Origin of the sequence: Rhodococcus sp. NPDC127527, assembly GCF_042672245.1 — a bacterium.
Lineage (GTDB): Bacteria > Actinomycetota > Actinomycetes > Mycobacteriales > Mycobacteriaceae > Rhodococcus_G.
In genome coordinates, this window is the sequence record NZ_JBHXVP010000016.1 from 40,193 (window position 1) to 60,588 (window position 20,396).

Annotated in this window: 20 protein-coding genes and 1 tRNA gene; 13 read left to right on the top strand and 8 right to left on the bottom strand. The window is 70.9% G+C overall.

All coding sequences use genetic code 11. The annotated features are described in order from the left end of the window. Positions 1-140: 140 nt before the first annotated feature. From ACFVH2_RS21750 to ACFVH2_RS21765, 4 genes are read right to left on the bottom strand one after another with little or no spacing between them, the layout of a single operon-like run. Entirely contained in the window at positions 141-944 is an 804-nt protein-coding gene (locus tag ACFVH2_RS21750) for an SCO1664 family protein (protein WP_378425492.1), read from the bottom strand. 18 nt (positions 945-962) lie between these two features. Then, the gene (locus tag ACFVH2_RS21755) at positions 963-1,556 is read right to left on the bottom strand and encodes a DUF3090 domain-containing protein (protein WP_378425444.1); all 594 of its coding nucleotides are present in this window, start codon (positions 1,554-1,556) and stop codon (positions 963-965) included. Between the two features lie 37 nt (positions 1,557-1,593). Further along, positions 1,594-2,316: a histidine phosphatase family protein gene (locus ACFVH2_RS21760; RefSeq protein WP_378425446.1), complete on the bottom strand. Its 723-nt coding sequence runs from the start codon at positions 2,314-2,316 to the stop codon at positions 1,594-1,596. A gap of 18 nt (positions 2,317-2,334) precedes the next feature. Continuing rightward, positions 2,335-3,177, bottom strand: coding sequence for an undecaprenyl-diphosphate phosphatase (locus tag ACFVH2_RS21765; RefSeq protein WP_378425494.1), 843 nt, complete (start codon positions 3,175-3,177; stop codon positions 2,335-2,337). 139 nt (positions 3,178-3,316) lie between these two features. On the opposite strand from ACFVH2_RS21765, the gene ACFVH2_RS21770 reads away from it, so the two are divergent. The 6 genes from ACFVH2_RS21770 to ACFVH2_RS21795 are packed head-to-tail and all read left to right on the top strand — an operon-like array spanning position 3,317 to position 8,404. Continuing rightward, positions 3,317-4,234: an aldo/keto reductase gene (locus ACFVH2_RS21770; RefSeq protein ID WP_378425448.1), complete on the top strand. Its 918-nt coding sequence runs from the start codon at positions 3,317-3,319 to the stop codon at positions 4,232-4,234. A 50-nt stretch (positions 4,235-4,284) separates the two neighbouring features. Continuing rightward, positions 4,285-4,722 carry a TIGR03668 family PPOX class F420-dependent oxidoreductase gene (locus tag ACFVH2_RS21775; protein WP_378425450.1) on the top strand — a complete coding sequence of 146 codons (438 nt, stop codon included), beginning with the start codon at positions 4,285-4,287 and terminating at the stop codon, positions 4,720-4,722. Between the two features lie 52 nt (positions 4,723-4,774). After that, positions 4,775-5,452, top strand: coding sequence for a heme oxygenase (biliverdin-producing) (locus tag ACFVH2_RS21780; protein ID WP_378425452.1), 678 nt, complete (start codon positions 4,775-4,777; stop codon positions 5,450-5,452). Next, positions 5,449-6,477: a hemin ABC transporter substrate-binding protein gene (locus ACFVH2_RS21785; RefSeq protein ID WP_378425453.1), complete on the top strand. Its 1,029-nt coding sequence runs from the start codon at positions 5,449-5,451 to the stop codon at positions 6,475-6,477. The genes ACFVH2_RS21780 and ACFVH2_RS21785 overlap by 4 nt, the downstream gene beginning before the upstream one ends. Further along, complete coding sequence (locus ACFVH2_RS21790; RefSeq protein WP_378425455.1) at positions 6,474-7,547, top strand: FecCD family ABC transporter permease; 1,074 nt, start codon at positions 6,474-6,476, stop codon at positions 7,545-7,547. Before ACFVH2_RS21785 ends, ACFVH2_RS21790 begins: the two co-directional genes overlap by 4 nt. Next, positions 7,544-8,404: a heme ABC transporter ATP-binding protein gene (locus ACFVH2_RS21795; RefSeq protein ID WP_378425457.1), complete on the top strand. Its 861-nt coding sequence runs from the start codon at positions 7,544-7,546 to the stop codon at positions 8,402-8,404. Before ACFVH2_RS21790 ends, ACFVH2_RS21795 begins: the two co-directional genes overlap by 4 nt. Positions 8,405-8,415: 11 nt before the next feature. Here ACFVH2_RS21795 and ACFVH2_RS21800 read toward each other — a convergent pair whose 3' ends face one another. Next, positions 8,416-8,760, bottom strand: a complete 345-nt coding sequence (locus ACFVH2_RS21800; RefSeq protein ID WP_378425459.1) for a hypothetical protein — start codon at positions 8,758-8,760, stop codon at positions 8,416-8,418. Between the two features lie 201 nt (positions 8,761-8,961). Between ACFVH2_RS21800 and ACFVH2_RS21805 the strand changes: the two genes are divergently transcribed. Both ACFVH2_RS21805 and ACFVH2_RS21810 read left to right on the top strand, forming a co-directional pair. Then, positions 8,962-9,993 (top strand): hypothetical protein, encoded by a 1,032-nt coding sequence (locus ACFVH2_RS21805; protein ID WP_378425496.1) that lies wholly within the window; start codon positions 8,962-8,964, stop codon positions 9,991-9,993. A 59-nt stretch (positions 9,994-10,052) separates the two neighbouring features. Beyond that, positions 10,053-11,123, top strand: coding sequence for a quinone-dependent dihydroorotate dehydrogenase (locus tag ACFVH2_RS21810; RefSeq protein ID WP_378425461.1), 1,071 nt, complete (start codon positions 10,053-10,055; stop codon positions 11,121-11,123). Positions 11,124-11,254: 131 nt separating this feature from the next. Here ACFVH2_RS21810 and ACFVH2_RS21815 read toward each other — a convergent pair whose 3' ends face one another. Together ACFVH2_RS21815 and ACFVH2_RS21820 are read right to left on the bottom strand one after the other, a co-directional pair. Continuing rightward, positions 11,255-11,788 carry a YbhB/YbcL family Raf kinase inhibitor-like protein gene (locus ACFVH2_RS21815; protein WP_378425463.1) on the bottom strand — a complete coding sequence of 178 codons (534 nt, stop codon included), beginning with the start codon at positions 11,786-11,788 and terminating at the stop codon, positions 11,255-11,257. Positions 11,789-11,834: 46 nt separating this feature from the next. Beyond that, positions 11,835-13,184: a M20/M25/M40 family metallo-hydrolase gene (locus ACFVH2_RS21820; RefSeq protein ID WP_378425498.1), complete on the bottom strand. Its 1,350-nt coding sequence runs from the start codon at positions 13,182-13,184 to the stop codon at positions 11,835-11,837. 168 nt (positions 13,185-13,352) lie between these two features. Between ACFVH2_RS21820 and ACFVH2_RS21825 the strand changes: the two genes are divergently transcribed. Then, positions 13,353-13,438: transfer RNA gene (locus tag ACFVH2_RS21825), tRNA-Leu, on the top strand. A 95-nt stretch (positions 13,439-13,533) separates the two neighbouring features. Here ACFVH2_RS21825 and ACFVH2_RS21830 read toward each other — a convergent pair. Continuing rightward, on the bottom strand, positions 13,534-14,697 hold the full coding sequence (locus ACFVH2_RS21830) for a S8 family serine peptidase (RefSeq protein WP_378425465.1): 1,164 nt from the start codon (positions 14,695-14,697) through the stop codon (positions 13,534-13,536). Positions 14,698-14,931: 234 nt separating this feature from the next. On the opposite strand from ACFVH2_RS21830, the gene ACFVH2_RS21835 reads away from it, so the two are divergent. From ACFVH2_RS21835 to ACFVH2_RS21850, 4 genes are all read left to right on the top strand, one after another. Continuing rightward, positions 14,932-16,362, top strand: coding sequence for an SDR family NAD(P)-dependent oxidoreductase (locus ACFVH2_RS21835; RefSeq protein ID WP_378425466.1), 1,431 nt, complete (start codon positions 14,932-14,934; stop codon positions 16,360-16,362). Positions 16,363-16,491: 129 nt separating this feature from the next. Further along, positions 16,492-17,730, top strand: coding sequence for a saccharopine dehydrogenase family protein (locus ACFVH2_RS21840; protein WP_378425468.1), 1,239 nt, complete (start codon positions 16,492-16,494; stop codon positions 17,728-17,730). 114 nt (positions 17,731-17,844) lie between these two features. After that, the gene (locus tag ACFVH2_RS21845) at positions 17,845-19,191 is read left to right on the top strand and encodes a CoA transferase (protein ID WP_378425470.1); all 1,347 of its coding nucleotides are present in this window, start codon (positions 17,845-17,847) and stop codon (positions 19,189-19,191) included. 166 nt (positions 19,192-19,357) lie between these two features. Further along, complete coding sequence (locus tag ACFVH2_RS21850; RefSeq protein ID WP_378425500.1) at positions 19,358-20,395, top strand: nucleoside hydrolase; 1,038 nt, start codon at positions 19,358-19,360, stop codon at positions 20,393-20,395. Position 20,396 lies beyond the last annotated feature (1 nt).

Genomic DNA, 20,396 nt, shown 5'->3' on the forward strand with positions numbered 1-20,396 from the left:
ATTATCGACGTGTCGCGCGCTGTCTGCTCAGGGTAGCGGCAGCCGACGGTCGCCGTAGCGGGTTCGCCGAGTCCGCAGAGCCGGTGCGTCGTTCCGGTGCCGACGCGGCGGGTTCGACCGGCGACCCGCACGCGCCGTTTTCAGAAGGCGGGCCACGGGATGCGGCGGTGCCCCGACGGCAGCGGCATCACCGGTTCGGCCAGCAGCCCCTCCGCCCGCGCGAGCAGCGCGTCGACCTCCGAGACCGTCACGTACTCGCCGAGTCGCTCGCCGAACTCCCCGCGCAGCGAGCGCGCCAACGCCTCGACGGCGACGAGCAGGTCGCCGCCGACGCCCTGTCCGGCCCAGCCCCACAGCACGGTGCGCAACTTGTCCTCGGTGTGCAGGCAGATGCCGTGGTCGACCCCGTAGACGGACCCGTCGGTCCCCTCCAGCGCGTGCCCGCCCTTGCGGTCGGCGTTGTTGAGGAGGACGTCGAGCACCGCCATCCGTTGCAGCCGCGGGTCGTCGGCGTGGATCAGCGCGACCTCCTCGCCCTCGCCGTCGTAGGCACGCAGCACCTGGAACCAGCCTTCCGGCACCTGGTCCGGCGGGCACACGTCCACCAGGTCGAGCCGCTCGCCCAGTTCGCCGGTCGGTTCGGGGGTGTCCACCCAGAGCTGGACCATGCCGGGACCGTAGGGGCCGTCCCGCAGTATCGTGCGCGGGATCACGCCCCAGCCCAGCTCCTCCGAGACCAGGTACGACGCGACCTCGCGGCCGGCGAGCGTGCCGTCCGGGAAGTCCCACAGCGGTCGTTCCCCGCGCACCGGCTTGTACACGCAACGCAGGCTTCGACCGTTCGCACTCGCCTCGCACACCAGGGTCGCGTTACTCGCGGTCACTATGCGGCCGAGCACCGTCAGCTCACCGGTCGCGAGCAGGTCGGGATCCTCGATCTCGATACGGTCGGCGGTCAACGGCTAGTTCTCCTCGGCGGTTTCGTCGGCCCGACCGAAGGTCGCGCCGCGCCGGTAGCCGTTGGTCCGGATGCACATGTGTCCCTCGGGTGAGAGCGGCTCGCCGCACAGCGGGCACGGTGCCCGGCCCGCGGAGATCACCCGCTCCGACCGCAACGCGAATTCGCGAGCCTGCTCCGGCGTGAGGAACACCCGGACCGCGTCCGGACCCTCGTCCACGTCGTCGAGCACCACGGACTCGTCGACCTCGGACTCGCTCACCGCCAGCAGTTCCACCACGACCGCACCCGCGTCGGAGTCCCAGCCGAGACCCATGGTGCCGACCCGGAACTCGGCGTCCACCGGCATCACCAGCGGGCTGGTGTCCTCGAGGTCCGATTCCTCGGGCGGGATCGCGGTACCGAAGCGGCGGTGCACCTCGTCGAGGAGCAGGCCCATGCGGTCCGCGAGAACCTGCACCTGCTGCTTCTCGAGCGCGACGCTCACCACGCGCGACTCGTGGATCGCCTGGAGGTAGAACGCCCTGTCACCGGGCTCCCCGACGGTTCCGGCGATGAATCGATCGGGGGTGCGAAATACGTGAATTGCGCGGGACATCTACACCTCCACCTGGTCGGATCGTCGTCTCGAGGGTCTACCCGCTCTCATTATCCGCCCTTCCACCGGTTCCCACCTCACCGCCGGGCACGGCGTCCGAGGAGTCGACGCCGGCGGGCTTCGCGGCCGCGCCCCCGTTCAGGCTCGACAGGTCGGCGCCGGTGTCGTTCATGCGGAGCACGAACGGGCGTGTCGCGGTGTAGCGGATCACGCTGATCGAGGCGGGGTCGGCGACGATCCGCTGGAAGCCGTCGAGGTGCGTGCCGAGTGCGTCGGCGAGGACCGACTTGATGACGTCGCCGTGGCTGCAGGCCACCCACAACACGTCCTTGCCGTGTTCGGCGGCCAGCCGGGCGTCGTGCGCCCGTACCGCCGCGACCGCCCGGGCCTGCACCTGGGCGAGCCCCTCCCCGTCCGGGAAGACCGCGGCGGACGGGTGCTGCTGCACCACCTTCCACAGCGGTTCGTCGAGCAGTTCCTTGATCGGCCTGCCGGTCCAACTCCCGTAGTCGACCTCGACCAGCGCGTCGTCGGCGAGCGGGGCCAGTCCGAGCTTCTCGGCGAGCGGAGCGACCGTGTTCTCGCACCGCAGCAGGGGCGAGCGCACGATCGCCGCCACGTCCAGCCCGCCGAGCCTGCCCACGATCGCCTCGGCCTGTTCGCGTCCGCGGTCGTCGAGGTCGACGCCGGCGGTGCGTCCGGCGAGGGTGCCGGAGGTGTTGGCCGTGGACCGGCCGTGCCGGAGCAGGATCACCGTCATGGTGACCAGCCTAGGCGGCTAGGTCGCCGCGACGACGCCCGTCCCGAGCAACACCAGCAGGACGACTCCGACGATGATGCGGTAGCCGACGAACCAGTACATCGAGTGGTTGACCACGAAGCGCAGCAGCCACGCGATGGTGGCGTAGCCGATGACGAACGCGATGGCCGTCGCGACGATCAGTTGGGCGCCACTGGCATTGAGTCCCTCACCCGCCGGCTCGAACGCGTCGGGCAGGCTGAACAACCCCGCCGCGGTGACCGCGGGAATGGCGAGCAGGAACGAGTACCGGGCTGCGGCCTCGCGGGTCAGGCCGAGGAACAGTCCGGCGCTGATGGTGCCGCCGGAGCGGGAGACGCCGGGTATCAGCGCCAGCGCCTGCGCCGAGCCCATGACGATGCCGTCCTTCAGTGTCAGTTCCTCGATCGGCCTGCGCTTCCGTCCGTAGTACTCGGCGGCGGCGATGACCAGCGCGAAGACGATGAGCATGGTGGCGACCAGCCACAGGTTCCGGGCGCCGGTGCGCACCTGGTCCTTGAACACGAAGCCGAGCACGCCGACCGGGATGGTGCCGACGATGACGTACCAGCCCATCTTGTAGTCGTGCCCGCGTTTCGCGGGATCGCGCAGGCCGCGCAGCCAGGCCATCACGATGCGCGCGATGTCGCGCGCGAAGTAGACGAGCACCGCCGCCTCGGTCCCGAGCTGAGTCACCGCGGTGAACGAGGCTCCGGCGTCGTCCTGCCAGAACAGTTCCGAGACGATGCGCAGGTGCCCGGAGGACGAGATCGGCAGGAACTCGGTCAGGCCTTGGACGACGCCGAGGACGATGGCCTGCAACCAGGTCATCGACTCCCCGATCACCGGCCGGACCCGTCGTCGTCGATCGCGGTTGTCACGGACGCGGGTCGAAGAATCACGGACAGGACCGTACCCGGAGAGTCGCGGGGGCGCCCGGTGCGCGGCGGCACTACGCTCCAGAACTTGTGGTGATCGAACTATGAGGCAGCGCACCGTCGGCACGAGCGGGCTGCGGGTTTCGCGGGTCGGCCTCGGAACCCTGTCCTGGGGCCGGGACACCGACGGGGACGAGGCCGCGGCCCAGGTGCTCGGGTTCATCGAATCCGGTGGGACACTTGTCGATTCGTCGCCGTTCTACGGCGGCGGCACGGCGCAGCGGATCCTCGCCGAGCTGCTCGACGATGTCGTCCCCCGCACCGAGCTCGTGCTGAGCAGCAGTGGCGGAATCCACTGTGGCCGCGACGGCGTCGACTGCTCGCGCCGCGCGCTCATCGCGCAGCTCGACGCGACCCTGCGGGAACTCGGCACCGATCACCTGGACCTGTGGCAGGTGGCCACCTGGGATCCGATGACCCCGGTCGAGGAAGTCGCCTCCGCCCTCGAGTACGCGACCGCGACCGGCCGGGCGCGGTACGTCGGTGCCCGCGGCTACCTCGGCTGGCAACTCGCGACCGCGGCAGCGAGCGTGGACCTGGTCGCGACGCAGGCCGAGTACTCGCTGCTCGCCCGCGGCGTCGAGGACGAACTGCTGCCGGCGGCACTGCACCACGGGGTCGGGCTGCTGGCCGCGGTACCGCTGGCCGGCGGGGTGCTCACCGGCAAGTACCGCGACGGGATCCCCGCGGATTCGCGCGGGGCGTCGGAGACGGGCGCGGAGTCCGTCGCGGCGTACCTGACCGACGCCACCGCACGAGTGGTGGACGCCGTCGTCACCGCCGCGGACGGTCTCGGCGCGTCGCCGCTGGCGGTCGCGCTGGCGTGGGTGCGCGACCGGCCGGGCGTGGCGAGCGCGATCGTCGGCGCCCGCGACTACGCCCAGCACACCGGGGTGCTCGCCGCCGAGGAGCTGGAGCTGCCCGCCGCCATCGCCGCCGCCCTCGACGACGTCAGCGCCTGACCGCGCCGATCCCTCGTTCGCCGTCGCTCGGTGCGCCTACCCTGAGGAGCGTGCAGGCGCAGGAGCAACGCCGAAGGTTCGCCCACGCCCGGGTGGCCCGGCTCGGCACGGTCACCGCCGAGGGTCGTCCGCATCTGGTCCCGGTGGTGTTCGCGGTCGTCGACGACGTCGCCTACTCGGCGGTCGACGACAAGCCGAAGTCGACCCGGCGCCTGCGACGCCTCGACCACGTCGCGGCGACCGGTCGGGCGAGTCTGCTGGTGGACTCGTACGACGAGGACTGGACCCGACTGTGGTGGGTTCGGGTGGACGGCGCGGCCGACGTGGTGGACGCCACTTCCGCGACCGGCCGGGCCGGCGTGGACGCCCTCGTCGACAAGTACTCCCAGTACACGGACATGCGTCCAACTGGGCCGGTGATCGTGGTGCGGATCGAGCATTGGTCCTCGTGGTCGGCCCGCGACACCCCACGCCCAAGGGCAGGCTAACCTAGTGTCCGGCCAGTCACATGCGGCCACACGACGACAGAGGGGACGAGAGATGACAGCGCTCGATTCGGCAGAGACGACAGCACCCGGCCTGGCCGAACGGATCCGGACCCAGACGGACGCCGCGCACCGCCAGACCGAGCAGTCCCGCTTCGTCGGCGACCTGTTGGCGGGCAAGCTCACGCCGGCCGGGCACGCCGCGCTCCTCGCCCAGACCTACCTGATCTACCTCGCCCTCGAGGAGGCCGGTCGCGCGCAGGCCGCGCACCCGATCGCCGCCCCCTTCATCGGCGACGAACTGCTCCGCACCGAGGCACTCGAGGCCGACCTCGAATTCCTGCTCGGCCCCGACTGGCGGTCGCAGGTGACGGCCCTGCCCGCGACGACGCGTTACGTCCAGCGGCTCGAGGAGATCGCGTTCGACTCCCCCACCGGGTTCGTCGCGCATCACTACATCCGCTACATGGGTGACCTGTCCGGCGGTCAGATCATCCGCCGGATGCTCGAGCGCGCCTACGGGTACACCACCGACGGCCTGCGCTTCTACATCTTCGACCAGATCGAGAAGCCGAAGCTGTACAAGGACGCCTACCGCGCCAAGCTCGACGCGGCCCCACTCTCCGCAGAGGACCAGCAGCGCCTGATCGACGAGGTGAACCTGGCGTACCGGCTCAACGGCGACCTGTTCGCCGACCTGGAGGCAGACATCGACGCCTACCTGGTGAAATGAGCCGGCCGCACTACCGCACGCTCGCCCGGGTGGCCGCCCTCGCGGTCACCGCGGCGGTCGCCCTGACCGCGTGCGGGTCCGCCGACACACCGGACGGCGCGGGCGTGACCGGCCGCCACACGGCGACCCTCGACAGCCTCGACCCGCAGCCGATCGCCGAGCACCCCGCGCCCACGCTGCCGGTCACCGTGCGGAGCTTCGACGGGGTCGACGTCACCGTCACCGACACCAGCCGCATCGTCGCCGCCGACCGGTACGGCACCCTCACCGAGACCGTGTACGCGCTGGGCCTGGGCGACCGTCTCGTCGGCCGCGACACCGCCGCGAAGTTCCCCGCGGTCGAGTCCATTCCCAATGTGACGCCGTCCGGGTCGTCCCTGTCCGCCGAGGCAATCCTGGACCTGCACCCGACGGTCGTGCTGACCGACACCAGCATCGGTCCGCGAACGGTCCAGGACCAGCTCCGCGCGGCCGGGATCCCGGTGGTCTACTTCGACCCGACCCGCACCCTGGCCGGCGTGCCCGGCCAGATCCAGGCCGTCGCCGACACGCTCGGCGTACCGGACCAGGGCCGGGCGCTCAGCGATCGGACCGCCGCCCAGATCGCCGCCGCGCGCGCGATGGCACCGACCGGCGCGACGCCCCCGAAGATCGCCTTCCTGTACATGCGCGGTCCGGCGATCACCATGCTGGCCGGTCCGGGGTCCGGGGCGGACTCACTGATCGAGGCGCTCGGCGGTGTCGACGCCGGCACAGCGTCCGGCCTGACCCAGCAGTTCACCCCGATCACCAGCGAGGCGCTCATCGCCGCGGCGCCCGACGTGTTCCTCATGATGACGAACGGGCTCGACTCGATCGGTGGGCTCGACGGGCTCGCGAAGATCCCCGGTGTCGCACAGACGCCGGCCGGTAAGAACCAGCGGGTCGTCGACATGCAGGACGGGGTGCTGCTCAGCTTCGGCCCGCGCTGCGGCGACGTGCTGAGCGCGCTGTCCACCGCCCTCTACGGGCCGCCGACGCAGTGACCGCCGCGACCACCAACAAGCCCGCCAAGCCCCGCGCCCGGGTCAACGGCACCGCGGTGCTGATCGTCCTCGGCCTCGGACTGGTCGCGCTCGCACTCGTCTCCGCCTGCGTCGGTCAGGTCCCGACCTCGCCCGCCGAGGTGCTCGGCAGCGTGGCGCACCGGATCGGCCTCGACCTCGGGCCGATGCCCGCGCACCCGGCGGGCGAGGTGACGCTGTGGCAGGTCCGGTTCCCCCGGGTGGCACTGGCGATCGTGGTCGGCGCCGGCCTGGGCTGCGCCGGTGCACTGCTGCAGGGCGTGTTCGCCAATCCGCTGGCCGAACCCGGAGTGATCGGCGTGTCCGCGGGCGCCGCGGTCGGCGCGAGTGCGGTCATCGTGACCGGCGGCGCGTTCGTCGCGGGACCGGCGATCGCCGCCGCGGCGTTCGTCACCGGCCTGATCACCACGACCCTGGTGTACCTGCTGGCCCGTTCGGAGGGCCGCACGGAGGTGGTGACGCTGGTGCTCACCGGCGTCGCCGTCAACGCGTTCGCGGGCGGCCTGATCGCCTTCTTCACCTTCGTCGCGGACCCGGCGGCCCGCGACCAGATCGTCTTCTGGCAACTCGGCAGCCTCAACGGCGCCACCTGGAATGCCGTCGCGGTGGTCGCCCCGATGGCCGCGGTCGGCATCGCCGCGACCATGGTGCTGGCACCGAAGCTGGACCTGCTGGCGCTCGGCGAGAGCGCCGCCGCGCACCTCGGCGTGAACGTCGAGCGCCTACGGCAGATCGCGGTCGTGCTGGTCGCGCTGCTGGTGGCCTCCTCCGTCGCCTTCACCGGGATCATCCTGTTCGTCGGCCTGGTCGTACCGCACCTGATGCGGATGATCGTCGGACCGGGCCATCGGCTGCTCATCCCGGCCAGCGTGCTGTGCGGCGCGATCGTGCTGCTGGCGGCCGACCTCGGCGCGCGCACGCTCGTGCCCAACGCCGACCTGCCGCTGGGCATGCTGACCTCGCTGGTCGGCGGCCCGTTCTTCTTCTGGATGCTGCGCCGCACCCGGCGCACGCAGGGAGGTTGGGCATGAGGCCGGCGTTGGCCGCACGCGTCCGGAGTGTGCTCGTGCGCGAACTCCCGGTACCGGAGCACGCCGAGCCGGGCACGGTGAGCATGCGCGCGGTCGAGGTCTGCGTGGACCGCGGCGACCGGCGCGTGCTGGACGCGGTGTCGTTGGACGTGCGCCGCGGCGAACTGCTCGCCCTGGTCGGCCCGAACGGTGCGGGCAAGTCCACCCTGCTGGCCGCCCTGTCCGGCGACCACCTCGTCGCCGACGGCCACGTCGAGCTCGACGGCAGACCCGTGCGCGAGTGGACCGGCACCGAAATGGCAAGGCGCCGATCCGTTCTGCCGCAGCAGCACACGGTCGGGTTCTCGTTCACGGCGCGCGAGGTGGTGGAGATGGGACGGGCCCCGTGGGCCCGGACCGCCCGACGCGACGACGACGGGATCGCGGTACGCGAGGCCATGGCGGCCTGCGACGTCGAACGCTTCGCCGAGCGGCCCTTCGCGGCGCTGTCCGGCGGCGAACGGTCGAGGGTGGCGCTGGCCCGGGTGCTGGCCCAACGCACCGACACCCTGCTGCTGGACGAGCCGACGGCAGCCCTCGATCTCGGCCATCAGGAAGCGGTGATGGAACTGGCTCGCGATCGGGCCCGCGCCGGCGCCGCGGTCGTGGTGGTGTTGCACGACTTGGCGCTCGCCGCGGCCTACGCGGACACCGTCGCGGTGCTCGAGGGCGGCAGCCTGGCCGCCCTCGGCACCCCGCGGGACGTGCTCACCGAGGGCCTGCTCAGCCGCGTCTACGGCCATCCCGTGGAGGTACTCACCCACCCCGACACCGGCGCGCAGCTGGTGCTGCCGAAGCGGGCGGCGGGCTGGATGTAGTTCGCAGGCAGCTAGATCCCGTCGATGACGCCGCCGATGCGGCCGAGCAGTGCACGCAGCGCGCCCTCCTCGCCGTCCACCGGGCGGGCCTCGCCGACGGCGTCGCGCACCAACGCCGCGATGCTGCGTTCGTCGGTGAGGTCGATGTCGTTGACGGCGCGCTCGGCGACCGCGACCACGTCGGACTGCTCCGGCACCTCGGTGTCGAGATCGTCGCGGTACACCTCGACGTGGAGGGTGCTGCCGCGCACCCGGAACACGAATGCCTGCCCCTCCGCGTTGCGGCCGAACCCGTGCGCGTGTGCCCCCACCGACAGGTCTTCGAGCACGAAATCGTGTGCGTCGCCTTCGCCCATGTCCGATCCTTCCCTCACGAATGTCGTGGACCGGCCCCCCATGCGTTACCAACGGTAACCCGCAATTTGCCCGAATGTCCTACTCGATTTCGGCCTGCAGAACCGGATCAGGGATGCTAGGGGGCGGACATGGTGGACCCCGGACCGCCCAGCGCGTTCGCGACGGTTCCGGGCCACGAGGCGGCAACAGAGGAGACGTACATGCGGGGACCGGCTGCGCGCACCACGACCGTTCTGGCCGGAGCGCTGTTACTGCTGGTCACCGGCTGCTCGTCGAGCGGCGACAACGACAAGGTCCAGACCATCGAGCCGGCCACCGCGGCAGCGTCTCCCGCGACCGCGGCGGCACCCGCGGGGAACGTGGTCTCCCTGGCCGCCGCCGACGTCGCGGCCTCGACCTACGACGGCACCACCGACACCGTGGCACTGCTCACACCCGACGCGAAAAGTCTGCTGGTGGTGCCCGCGGCCGTGGGCACCGTGCCGGGAACGGCCGACATCGATCTCAGGACCGTCGCCCTGCCCGGCGGCGTCGCCTCGCTCAGCGCACCCGTGGACGGCACCGTCGCGGTGCCCGCCGGCCGCGCGGTCGTCCGGGTGAACCTCGCCAGCGGCGAGACCACCACCACTCCCGTCGACGGCGACGTCCAGTCGGTCGCGCTGCTCGGCGACGGCAGGCTGGCGGTCGGCACCGCGGACGGTTCGGTGCGCGAACTCGACGCGAGCGGCACCGAGACCCACCGCGTCACCGGACTGGTCTCGGTGGACGCGCTCGGGGTCACCGGCGACCAACTCACCGCGCTCGACCGCAGGCAGACCTCGGTCACGGACGTCAAGCTCGCCGACGGGCGTCTCGGGATGGCGCTGCGCGCCGGCGAGGGCGCCACCAACCTGGTCACCGACCACGTGGGCCGGGTGCTGGTCACCGACACCACCGGCGGGGAACTGATCTCGCTGACCACGGATCCGCTGATGATGCACCAGCGCTACCCGGTCCCGAACTCCCCGTACGCCATCGCGGTCGACGAGACGACCAACCTGGTGTGGGTGACGGTCACCGGAACCAACGAGGTGATCGGATTCGACCTGTCCAGCGGGATCCCGGTCGAGAAGCACCGCTACCCCACTGTCCGGCAGCCCAATTCGGTCGCGGTGGACGGCAAGACCGGTGCCCTGTACGTCGCCTCGGCGGCGGGTGACGGTCTGCAGCGAATCGACACCCGGGGCCAGTGACGCCCGTGCGCCCCGCGACAATCATTCACCTGCCCGGACCCGGACTCTAGGGAGAACCGTTGTACCGCCTGCTGCTACGCCTGATGTTCCTCGTCCCGCCGGAGCGCGTGCACCACATCGCGTTCGCGGCGATGCGCCTGGTGACCGTGTTAGGTCCGCTGCGCGCGCTCGTCGCCCGCGTGCTGACCGTGCCGGACCCGATCCTGCGGACCCGGGCGTTCGGGGTGGACTTCCCCGCGCCGCTCGGCCTGGCCGCCGGGTTCGACAAGGACGCCACCGGGGTGAACGTGTGGGGCGCACTGGGATTCGGATTCGCCGAGGTCGGGACCGTCACCGCCCAGGCCCAGCCCGGTAATCCGGCACCGCGACTGTTCCGCCTCCCCGCGGACCGCGCCCTGCTCAACCGGATGGGCTTCAACAACCACGGGGCCGGGCACGCGGCCAACCAGCTGCGCCGGCGCGAGACCGGGCTGCCGATCGGCGCGAACATCGGCAAGACCAAGATCGTGCCCGCCGCCGACGCGGCCGCCGACTACGCCGCCAGCGCCCGGCTGCTCGGCCCCCTCGCCGACTTCCTGGTGGTCAACGTCAGCTCGCCGAACACCCCGGGCCTGCGCGACCTGCAGGCGGTCGAGTCGCTGCGCCCGCTGCTGGCCGCCGTGCAGGAGTGCGTCGACGTGCCGGTACTGGTGAAGATCGCGCCGGACCTGTCCGACGAGGACGTGGACGCGGTCGCCGATCTCGCGGTGGAGCTGGGCCTGGCAGGCATCGTGGCGACCAACACCACGATCTCGCGTGCCGGCCTGCGGACGCCCGAGCAGGAGGTCGTCGCGCTCGGTGCCGGCGGCGTGTCCGGCGCCCCGGTGGCCGACCGGTCGCTCGAGGTGCTGCGGCGGTTGTACGCGCGGGTCGGCGACCGGCTGACGCTGATCTCCGTCGGCGGCATCGAGACGGCCGATCAGGCGTGGGAACGCATCCTCGCCGGCGCCTCGCTGGTACAGGGGTACACCGGCTTCATCTACGGCGGACCGTTCTGGATGAAGCGGATCCACGAGGGCATCGCCGATCGGCTACGCGCCGGCGGCTACGCATCCCTCTCCGACGCGGTGGGCGCCGAGACCCGCGCCTGAACATCCCCACACCTTGATTCAACGGGGGTTGATTCAACGGGATCCGATTGAATGGGGGTTCATGGTCCGGTCTCCGGTCGGAAACGGACCATGAACCCCCATTCAATCCGTGTGGCCCTCGGCGCGTGTGGTCAGTGACCGAAGGTGGCGGTCAGCGTCGCGCGGGCGATCGCGTGGCCGAACAGGTTGAAGCCGAGGAACGCCGGGGTGGAGTTCGTGTCGAGGCCCTCTATCGTCTCCACGCTGACCGCGTGCACGGCGAAGATGTAGCGGTGCGGGCCGTGACCGACCGGCGGGGCCGACCCGAGGTAGCGGTGACCACCGCCGTCGTTCTTGAGGGTCACGGCGCCGTCCGGCAGTCCCGCGCCGGTGCCGTCGCCCGCGTTGGCGGCGAGCGAGGTCACCGAGGCGGGAATGTTCGCGACGGCCCAGTGCCAGAAGCCCGACGCGGTGGGCGCGTCCGGATCGAACATGGTCACCACGAAGCTCTTGGTCTCGGGTGGGAAGCCCGACCAGGACAGCTGCGGGGAGATGTCCTCGCCGCCCGGCACGCCGAAGATGCCGCTGCGCTGGGCGGGCGGGACGGTGCCGCCCTCGGTGATGTCCTGCGAGGTCAGTTCGAAGGTCGGCAGGTCCGGCAGCGGTCCGTACGGGTCGTGCGACATGGGAGTCCTTTCGGTCGAGGGGCGGGGTTCGGCCCGACGGACGGGGTCAGCTGTTCGCCAGGAAGTGCTCGAGCACCCGCGTACCGAACTTTAGTGCGTCCACCGGCACGCGCTCGTCCACACCGTGGAAGAGCGCGGTGAAGTCGAGTTCGGGCGGCAACTGCAGCGGCGCGAAGCCGAAGCAGCGAATTCCCAACTTGGCGAACGCCTTTGCGTCCGTCCCGCCGGAGAGCATGTACGGCACGGTGCGCCCGTTCGGGTCGTTCGCGAGGATCGCCTCGTTCATCGCGTCCACCAGGCGCCCGTCGAAGGTCGTCTCGTACGAGTCGAGGTTGGTGATCCACTCCCGCGTCACGTCGGGGCCGATAAGCTCGTCGACCTCCCGCTCGAACGCCTCCAGCCGGCCTGGCAGCACCCGGCAGTCCACCACCGCCTCGGCGGTCTGCGGGATGACGTTCGCCTTGTACCCGGCCCGCAGCATCGTCGGGTTCGCGGTGTCGCGCAGGGTGGCGCCGATGATCCGGGAGATGGTGCCGAGCTTCTCCAGGGTGCCGTCGATGTCCGGGGAGTGCGGGTCGAACTCGACCCCGGTCTCGGCGGTCACCGCACCGAGGAACTCGGCCACCGAATCCGGCACCACCAGGGGGAACGTGTGCCGGCCGAGCCTGGCGACCGCCTCGGCGAGAACGGTGACCGCGTTGTCCTCGTGCAGGAACGAGCCGTGGCCGGCCCGCGCCTTCGCGGTCAGCCGCATCCAGCCGAGCCCCTTCTCCGCGGTCTCGACCAGGTACAGCCGCGCGTCGCTGCCGTCCGGGCGGGCCACGCTCAGGGAGAAGCCGCCGACCTCCCCGACCGCCTCCGTGACACCCTCGAACAGGTCCGGCCGATGCTCCACCAGCCACTGCGACCCCCACGTGCCGCCCGCCTCCTCGTCCGCCAGGAACGCGAACACCAGATCGCGCGGCGGCACGGTGCCCTCGGCCTTGAACTGCCGGGCCAGTGCCAGGGTCATCCCGACCATGTCCTTCATGTCGATCGCGCCGCGGCCCCACACGTAGCCGTCCTCGACCGCACCCGAGAACGGGTGCACACTCCAGTCCGCCGGCTCGGCGGGCACCACGTCGAGGTGTCCGTGGATCATCAGGGCGCCGCGCGACGGATCCGCGCCCCGCAGCCGGGCGAAGACGTTGCCGCGGCCCGGTTGTCCGGACTCGACGTACTCCGTCTCGTAGCCGACCTCCGCGAGCCGGGCGGCCACCCACTCCGCGCAGTCACGTTCACCCTTGGTGGTCGCGAGGTCGCCGGTGTTGGAGGTGTCGAATCGGATCAGCGCGCTCACGAGGTCGACGACCTCGGATTCGGCGCGGCCGGGAACGGAATTCACAGTGTCATCGATGTCGGGCACTCCCCTTTCCTACCACCGAGCATCGTCGAATTTCGGTCCGACGGGCCGACTCCTGCGTCCCTCACCTGCACAGACGACGCGATTTTGGCCTTTGGCCCGGTCTGGGTTAATCTTTCCCAGCACGCAGCGAGCAGGCGGGCGAGATCGAAGAGTGTGCAAGCGCGAGTGGCGGAATGGCAGACGCGCTAGCTTGAGGTGCTAGTGTCCTACTAATGGACGTGGGGGTTCAAGTCCCCCCTCGCGCACTCTGAGTTGAGACAGACGACGAAGGCCCCGGATTTCGATCCGGGGCCTTCGTCGTCTGTCGTTCCTGTTGTCGATGACCTACATCTTCTACCGGTCAGTGCGCCTTGGCCGCCAACCGCTCCGCCGACACCAGTTCCCGCGTCGCCAGCTCCTTCGCACATGCGAACAGCGCCCCGACCGCGCTGATTCTCGGGAAGGTCAACCCGGTGTGTCCGACGTTGTCGTGTTCGTCGTCGCCGTCGTAGACGACGGTGGCCCCGCGCAGCAGCCACCGTTTGACGTCGGCGACCGTCGGAATCTCCCCGGTGGTGCGCAGGTGGAAGGACTGCAACAACGCCACCACCCCGGCCGTGACCGCCGTCGCCCGGCTCGACCCGTACTGGATGGACTCACCGGTGTCGTTGCGGATGCCCGCGGAGGTGACGGGCGATCCCGGCGCGAAGATGTCGGTCGCGCACGGACCGCCGACCTTGTGGTGCAGTCGCTGCGAGAACGGCGTCAGCCGGTCCGGCAGGGTGGAGAACGCCTTCGCCCCGTCCGGATATCGGAACGGTCCCTCGTCCGCGTCGTACACCGCACCCACACTCAGGGTCTGGCGGAAGATCGCCGGATAGCTCATGCCCTGTAGCCCGCCGTGCGCGTGGTACTCGTTGCCGGCGCAGACGCAGCAGGCGACGCCGGCGTCGGTCAGTTCCTGCAGCAGCGCACCGATGGAGTCGCCCGGCAGGTCGGTGTCGGTCGCCCTGTTGTCGGCCGCACCGAGCGACATGCACACAGCGGAGATGCCCAGCGGTCTCCGGTGATCGAGTACCCAGTCCAGCCCGCGCGCGACGTCGGCGAAGCGACCGCGACCGTCGTCGCCGAGTACCTTCAACGGCACGATGCGCGCGTTCGGTGCGACCCCGGTGTGGATGCGGCCCGCGCAGACGATGCCCGCGACGGCCGTCCCGTGCCCGTGCCGGTCTGTCGGGTCCGCGGGGTCGCCGCCGTTGTCGGCGGTGAAGTTGCGACCCGGTGCCACCCGGCCGGCGAAATCCACATGACTGCCGCGCAGCCCGGTGTCCAGGACGGCGACGGTGACACCCGAACCGCCCACGTTGAAATCGCGGCGCGCCTCGGGCGCGCGAACCAGCAGGTCGATGTCCGTCAGTTCCGGCAGGTAAGGGCCGTCCTTCTGGACCGGCAGCTCGACCGCAGCCACCGATTCGGCATGCAGGAGAAGCTGGGTGGTGCCCTGACTCATGGCCTTGTCGTTCATGATCGTGGCCTTTCGTACTGTCGGACGCCACGCGGTCAGACCCCACGATCGAGTACTCGCGGGAAGCGGGCGTTGCGGTCCGACGGATCCCCCGACGCGTCAAATTTTCCTCGCCCGGCGGCGTGATGTCACCAGCGGAGACGGCCGAATCGGCTGGTTGTGGCCAATTCGGTAGAATTCGTCGCGACCAGCACGACGAGATCAGGACTGAGCTACCAACCAATGGCACAACCAATGACAGGTATCGATCCCGCCGACCTGGAAACCTGCATCCGCGTCCTCGCCGAGGCTGGCGACCTCGATGCGGATCATCCCGATTCACAGGCCCTGCAGCGCGCCAGCGGCAAGATGTTCAAGCAGCTCAAGCGCCGACGGCGGATCGCCGCGCGCGACGCCATCTCCAACGCCGATCGCGAGGTCGTCGCCGCGACCGCCACCGGTTCGCCCGACCGCATCGACGACGAGACCGCGGGTGTGCTGATCTCCTCGCCCACCGTCGGCTCGAGCGCGGGCACCCTGATCCGCCCGCGGCCCTGCTACATCTGCAAGCAGCGCTACACGGTGGTCGACGCCTTCTACCACCAGTTGTGCCCCGAGTGCGCGGCGAGCAGCCACGCCAAGCGGGACGCGAGCACGGACCTGACCGGTCGCCGAGCGCTGCTCACCGGCGGACGCGCGAAGATCGGCATGTACATCGCGCTGCGCCTGCTGCGCGACGGCGCGCACCTGACCGTCACCACCCGCTTCCCGAACGACGCCATCCGGCGGTTCAAGGCGATGGAGGACAGCGCCGACTGGATCCACCGCCTGCGGGTGGTCGGCATCGATCTGCGCGACCCGGCGCAGGTGGTCTCGCTCGCCGACTCGGTCGCGGCGCAGGGCCCGCTGGACATCCTGATCAACAACGCAGCGCAGACCGTCCGCCGGTCGGCCGGCTCCTACTCGGCGCTGGTCGAGGCGGAGTCCGGGCCGCTGCCCGCGGGCGAACTGCCGGACGTGGTGACCTTCGGCAAGACCAGTGACGCGCATCCCGCTTCGCTGGCCAGTTCGCTGCCGATGGCGTCGCAGTCGATCGTGCATCAGGTGACCGAGCTCGCACTGGTCGCGGGTTCGGCTACGCCCGAACGCATCTCGCAGGGCATCGCGATCGACGCGGGCGGCCTTGTGCCGGACATCGCGCACACCAACAGCTGGGTGCAGACGGTCGGCGAGGTCGACCCGATCGAACTGCTCGAGGTGCAGCTGTGCAACTCGGTGGCGCCGTTCATCCTGGTGGACCGGCTCCGCCCGGCGATGGCCGCGTCGTCCGCGCGCCGCAAGTACGTGGTCAACGTCTCCGCGATGGAGGGCCAGTTCTCCCGGGCGTACAAGGGTCCGGGTCACCCGCACACCAACATGGCCAAGGCCGCGCTGAACATGCTCACCCGGACCAGCGCCAAGGAGATGCTCGAGCAGGACGGCATCCTGATGACCGCGGTGGACACCGGTTGGATCACCGACGAACGCCCGCACTACACCAAGCTGCGCCTGGCCGACGAGGGTTTCCATGCCCCGCTGGACCTGGTGGACGGCGCTGCCCGGGTGTACGACCCGATCGTGCAGGGCGAGGCGGGCGTGGACCTGTACGGCTGCTTCCTCAAGGACTTCCAGCCCTCACCCTGGTGACCGCACGGCGTCACCGCCGCCGCGAGTTCCCGAATGGCCCATTTGGTCACCTCGAGCGACCGAATGCGCCATTCGGGAGCAGCGGGCGGGGCGTGGACGTGACGGACGGTCACACCTAGGGTTGACGCCATGACCCGCACTCGTGAGCTCGACGTCGTCGTCTACGGCGCCACCGGTTTCGTCGGCAGGCTCACCGCCGACTACCTCGCCCGGCACGCACCGCAGGGCACCCGCATCGGACTGGCCGGACGCTCCCGCGACCGGCTCGAGCGCGTCCGCGAGGGGCTCCCGGGCGCCGCCGAGTGGCCGATCCTGGTCGCCTCCGCCGACGACCCGGACTCGCTGACCGCGCTGGCGAAGGCCACCCACGTCGTGATCACCACGGTCGGCCCGTACGCCAAGTACGGCATCGACCTGGTCCGCGCCTGCGCCGAGGCGGGCACCGACTACGCGGACCTGTCCGGCGAGGTGCTCTTCGGTCGCGAGTCCATCGACCGCTACCACGAGACCGCCGTCGCGACGGGTGCCCGCATCGTGCATTCGTGCGGATTCGACTCCATCCCTTCCGATCTCGGCGTTCACGTGCTCTACGAGCAGGTCGCCGCGGACGGGGAGGGCGAGCTCACCGACACCACTCTGGTGGTCAGCTCGTTTCGCGGCGGGGTCAGCGGCGGCACCATCGACTCGATGCGGGGCCTGGTCGACACCGTCACCAAGGACAAGGCGGCCCGCCGGATCGCGGCCGGGCCGTACTCGCTGAGCCCCGATCTCGCCGCCGAACCCGACCTCGGCCGTCAGTCCGACGTCGACCTGGTGAAGGGCTCGGACATCGCGCCCGGGCTGAAGGGCCGCACCGCACCGTTCGTGATGGGCTCGACCAACACCCGCGTGGTGCGCCGAAGCAACGCGCTCCGGAACTGGGCCTACGGCAGGACCTTCCGGTACCGCGAGGTGATGAGCGTCGGCCAGTCCCCACTCTCCCCCGTGCTGGCCGCCGGTGTCGCGGCCGGACTCGGCGCGCTGATGGCGGGGCTCGCCTTCGCGCCGACGCGTTACGTCCTCGACCGGGTGCTGCCGAAGCCCGGCGAGGGGCCGAGCGAGAAGACGCGCAACGCGGGGCATTTCACCACCGACGTGTACACGACCACGACGACCGGCGCCCGGTACACCTCACGGATCCGGGCCAAGGGCGACCCGGGCTACGCGGCCACCGCGGTGATGCTCGGCGAATCCGCCCTCGCGCTGGCGCTCGACCGCGACCAGCTGCCCGACGCCGCCGGCGTGCTCACGCCGGCCACGGCGATCGGCGACCGACTGGCGGATCGGTTGCGCGCGGCAGGCTTCGAGATCACCGTCCGGAGGACGTAGTCGCGCGAGGCGGTCAGCACGCCGAGCAGGATCACTACTGCCCGGCCGTGCGGGTCGACATCACCGAGAGCGGCAATCAGCCGCCGCTGCCGGCGACGGGTATACCGTCCAGGAATGGTGTCCGCGGAGGTACTCGTCACCGACTACGAGAACGGCGGTGCGCTACTGCACCACTCGGGCCGCGTGGTCTTCCCGCCCGGCGACGGCTACCTCGCGTCCCGGTTGCCGACCGCCGCGCTCGCGCTGGGATCCGTCGGAGCGCTGGCCTCCGCCGTCGACCGTCTGCTCGTCGCGCGGGGACGGGATCCGCACCCCTGGGGTCTCGACCCGGAGCGGGTCGCCGCGTCGTTCGCCGGGGACCGGATGGTGCGCATCGACGGCGAACCGGTGTCGGGCTTCGCGCAGATGTCGGGGTTCTTCGCCGCGTCCGACGGGTGGGTCCGCACCCATGCGAACTACCCACACCACCGGACCCGACTGCTCGGGGCACTCGATCTTGCCGAGGACGCCGACGCGGGGATCCTCTCGTCCCGCATCGGCACGTTGTCGGCGCAGCAGATCGAGGATCGGGCCGCCGAGGCCGGCGCGATCGCGGCGCGCGTGCGGACCGAAGCGGAGTGGACGCGGCATCCGCAGGGCATCGCCTCCGGATCGGGACCGATCGTCCGGATGGACACGACCGCGGCGGCGCTCGCGACGCCGCTGGGTCACTCCACCAAGGCCACCGACCCGGTCCGACCGCTCGCCGGGCTGCGGGTTCTGGACCTGACCCGGGTCCTGGCCGGCCCGGTCGCGGGCCGGGCGCTGGCGTTGCTCGGCGCCCAGGTGCTCCGTGTCGATCCGCCGCACCTGCACGAGATCGACTGGCAGCACCGCGACACCGGTCAGGGCAAGCGGTCCACGCTGCTCGACCTGTCCTCCGACGACGGCGCGCGGGCGATGCGCGCGCTGATCTCCACTGCCGACGTGCTGATCACCGGCTACCGTCCCGGCGCCCTCGACAGATACGGGCTGTCCGAACTCACACCGGGGATCGTGCACGGATCGGTCAGCGCCTGGGGCACCGACGGTCCGTGGGCGCAGCGGCGCGGATTCGACTCCATCGTCCAGGCCGCCACCGGCATCGCGCTGGTCGAGGGCGGCCAGCACCCGGGAGCCCTGCCCGTGCAGGCGCTCGACCACGCCAGCGGATACCTGTTGGCCGCCGGGATGGTGGACGCGCTGACGCTGCGGGACGGCGACGGCCTCGGGAGGACGGTGGCGGTGTCGCTGGCCCGGACCGCCCGATGGCTGCTCGACGCGCCCGGACGGGTCGACGATCCCGCGGCCGCACGAGAGCCCGGACCCGACACCACTGTCACCCACGGGGCGGTCACCACGGCCCGGCCCCCACTGCCCGGCTGTTCGCAGTACCCCTTTCCGGCCCACGACTGGGGTGCGGACGCACCGCACTGGGTGTGATCGCGGACGGCGTTCGATCGTCGACTGGACACCACGGCGGTGCCGGGGCAGCCACGCACGCGAACTGGCAGAATCGACCCCGTGCGCGAATATCGCTACGGCTCGATGAACTTCCCGGTGCGTCACCGTGCCGCTGCGCGGATCGAGGGCTGACATGACAGCCGAGATGGCAAGGGTTCCACTGATCCTCGACGTGGACACGGGAATCGACGACTCGCTGGCACTGCTGTACCTGCTGGCCAGCCCCGAGGCCGAAATCCTCAGCATCGCGAGCACCGCGGGCAACGTGCCCGCCGCGCAGGTCGCCGCGAACAATCTGGCCTGGCTGGATCTGTGCGGGCGACCCGACATCGAGGTCACACTGGGTTCGCCGGTGCCGTTGACCGATCCGTTGCGCACCACCGAGGACACCCACGGCCCGCAGGGAATCGGCTACGCGCGTCTGACCGCCTCGAATCGATCCGTGTCCGAGCGCAGTTCGGCACGGGCGTGGGTCGACCTCGCGCGGTCCCGCCCCGGCGAGATCACCGGTCTGGTCACCGGGCCGCTGACCAACCTGGCCCTGGCGCTGCGGATCGAACCCGCGCTGCCGACCCTGCTGCACCGAATCGTCGTGATGGGCGGCGCGTTTCACCATCCGGGTAACACGACGCCGAAGGCGGAGTGGAACATCTCCGTCGACCCCGAGGCGGCCCGGGAGGTGTTCGACGCGTTCTCTGCCGCGCCCGCCGGCCGTCTGCCGGTGATCTGCCCGCTGGACGTGACCGAGACCATCGAGATGCGACCCGAGCACCTACGCCGGCTCGCCACGGTCGCGGGCAGCACCCCGGAGGAGCTGATCGCCGAGACCGATCCACCCGGAACCCGTTCGCGCGCCTCGAATCCGGTGGTCCGGCACCTGTCCGACGCCATCCGGTTCTACCTGGAGTTCCACCGCGACCACGGGCAGGGGTTCCTCGCGCACATGCACGATCCGTTCGCGGCGGCCGTCGCCCTGCGGACCGTCGACTTTCGTACCCGCCCGGCCACCGTCGACGTCGAGCTCGCCGGAACACTCACGCGCGCCTGCACCGTCGCCGACTGGTACGGGATGTGGGGACGTCCATTCAACGCCGACGTCGTGGTCGAGACCGATCCCCAGGAGTTCTTCGCCGGCCTCGTCGATCGAATCGGACGCTATTCACGTCGAATTCCGCTCAGTTGAC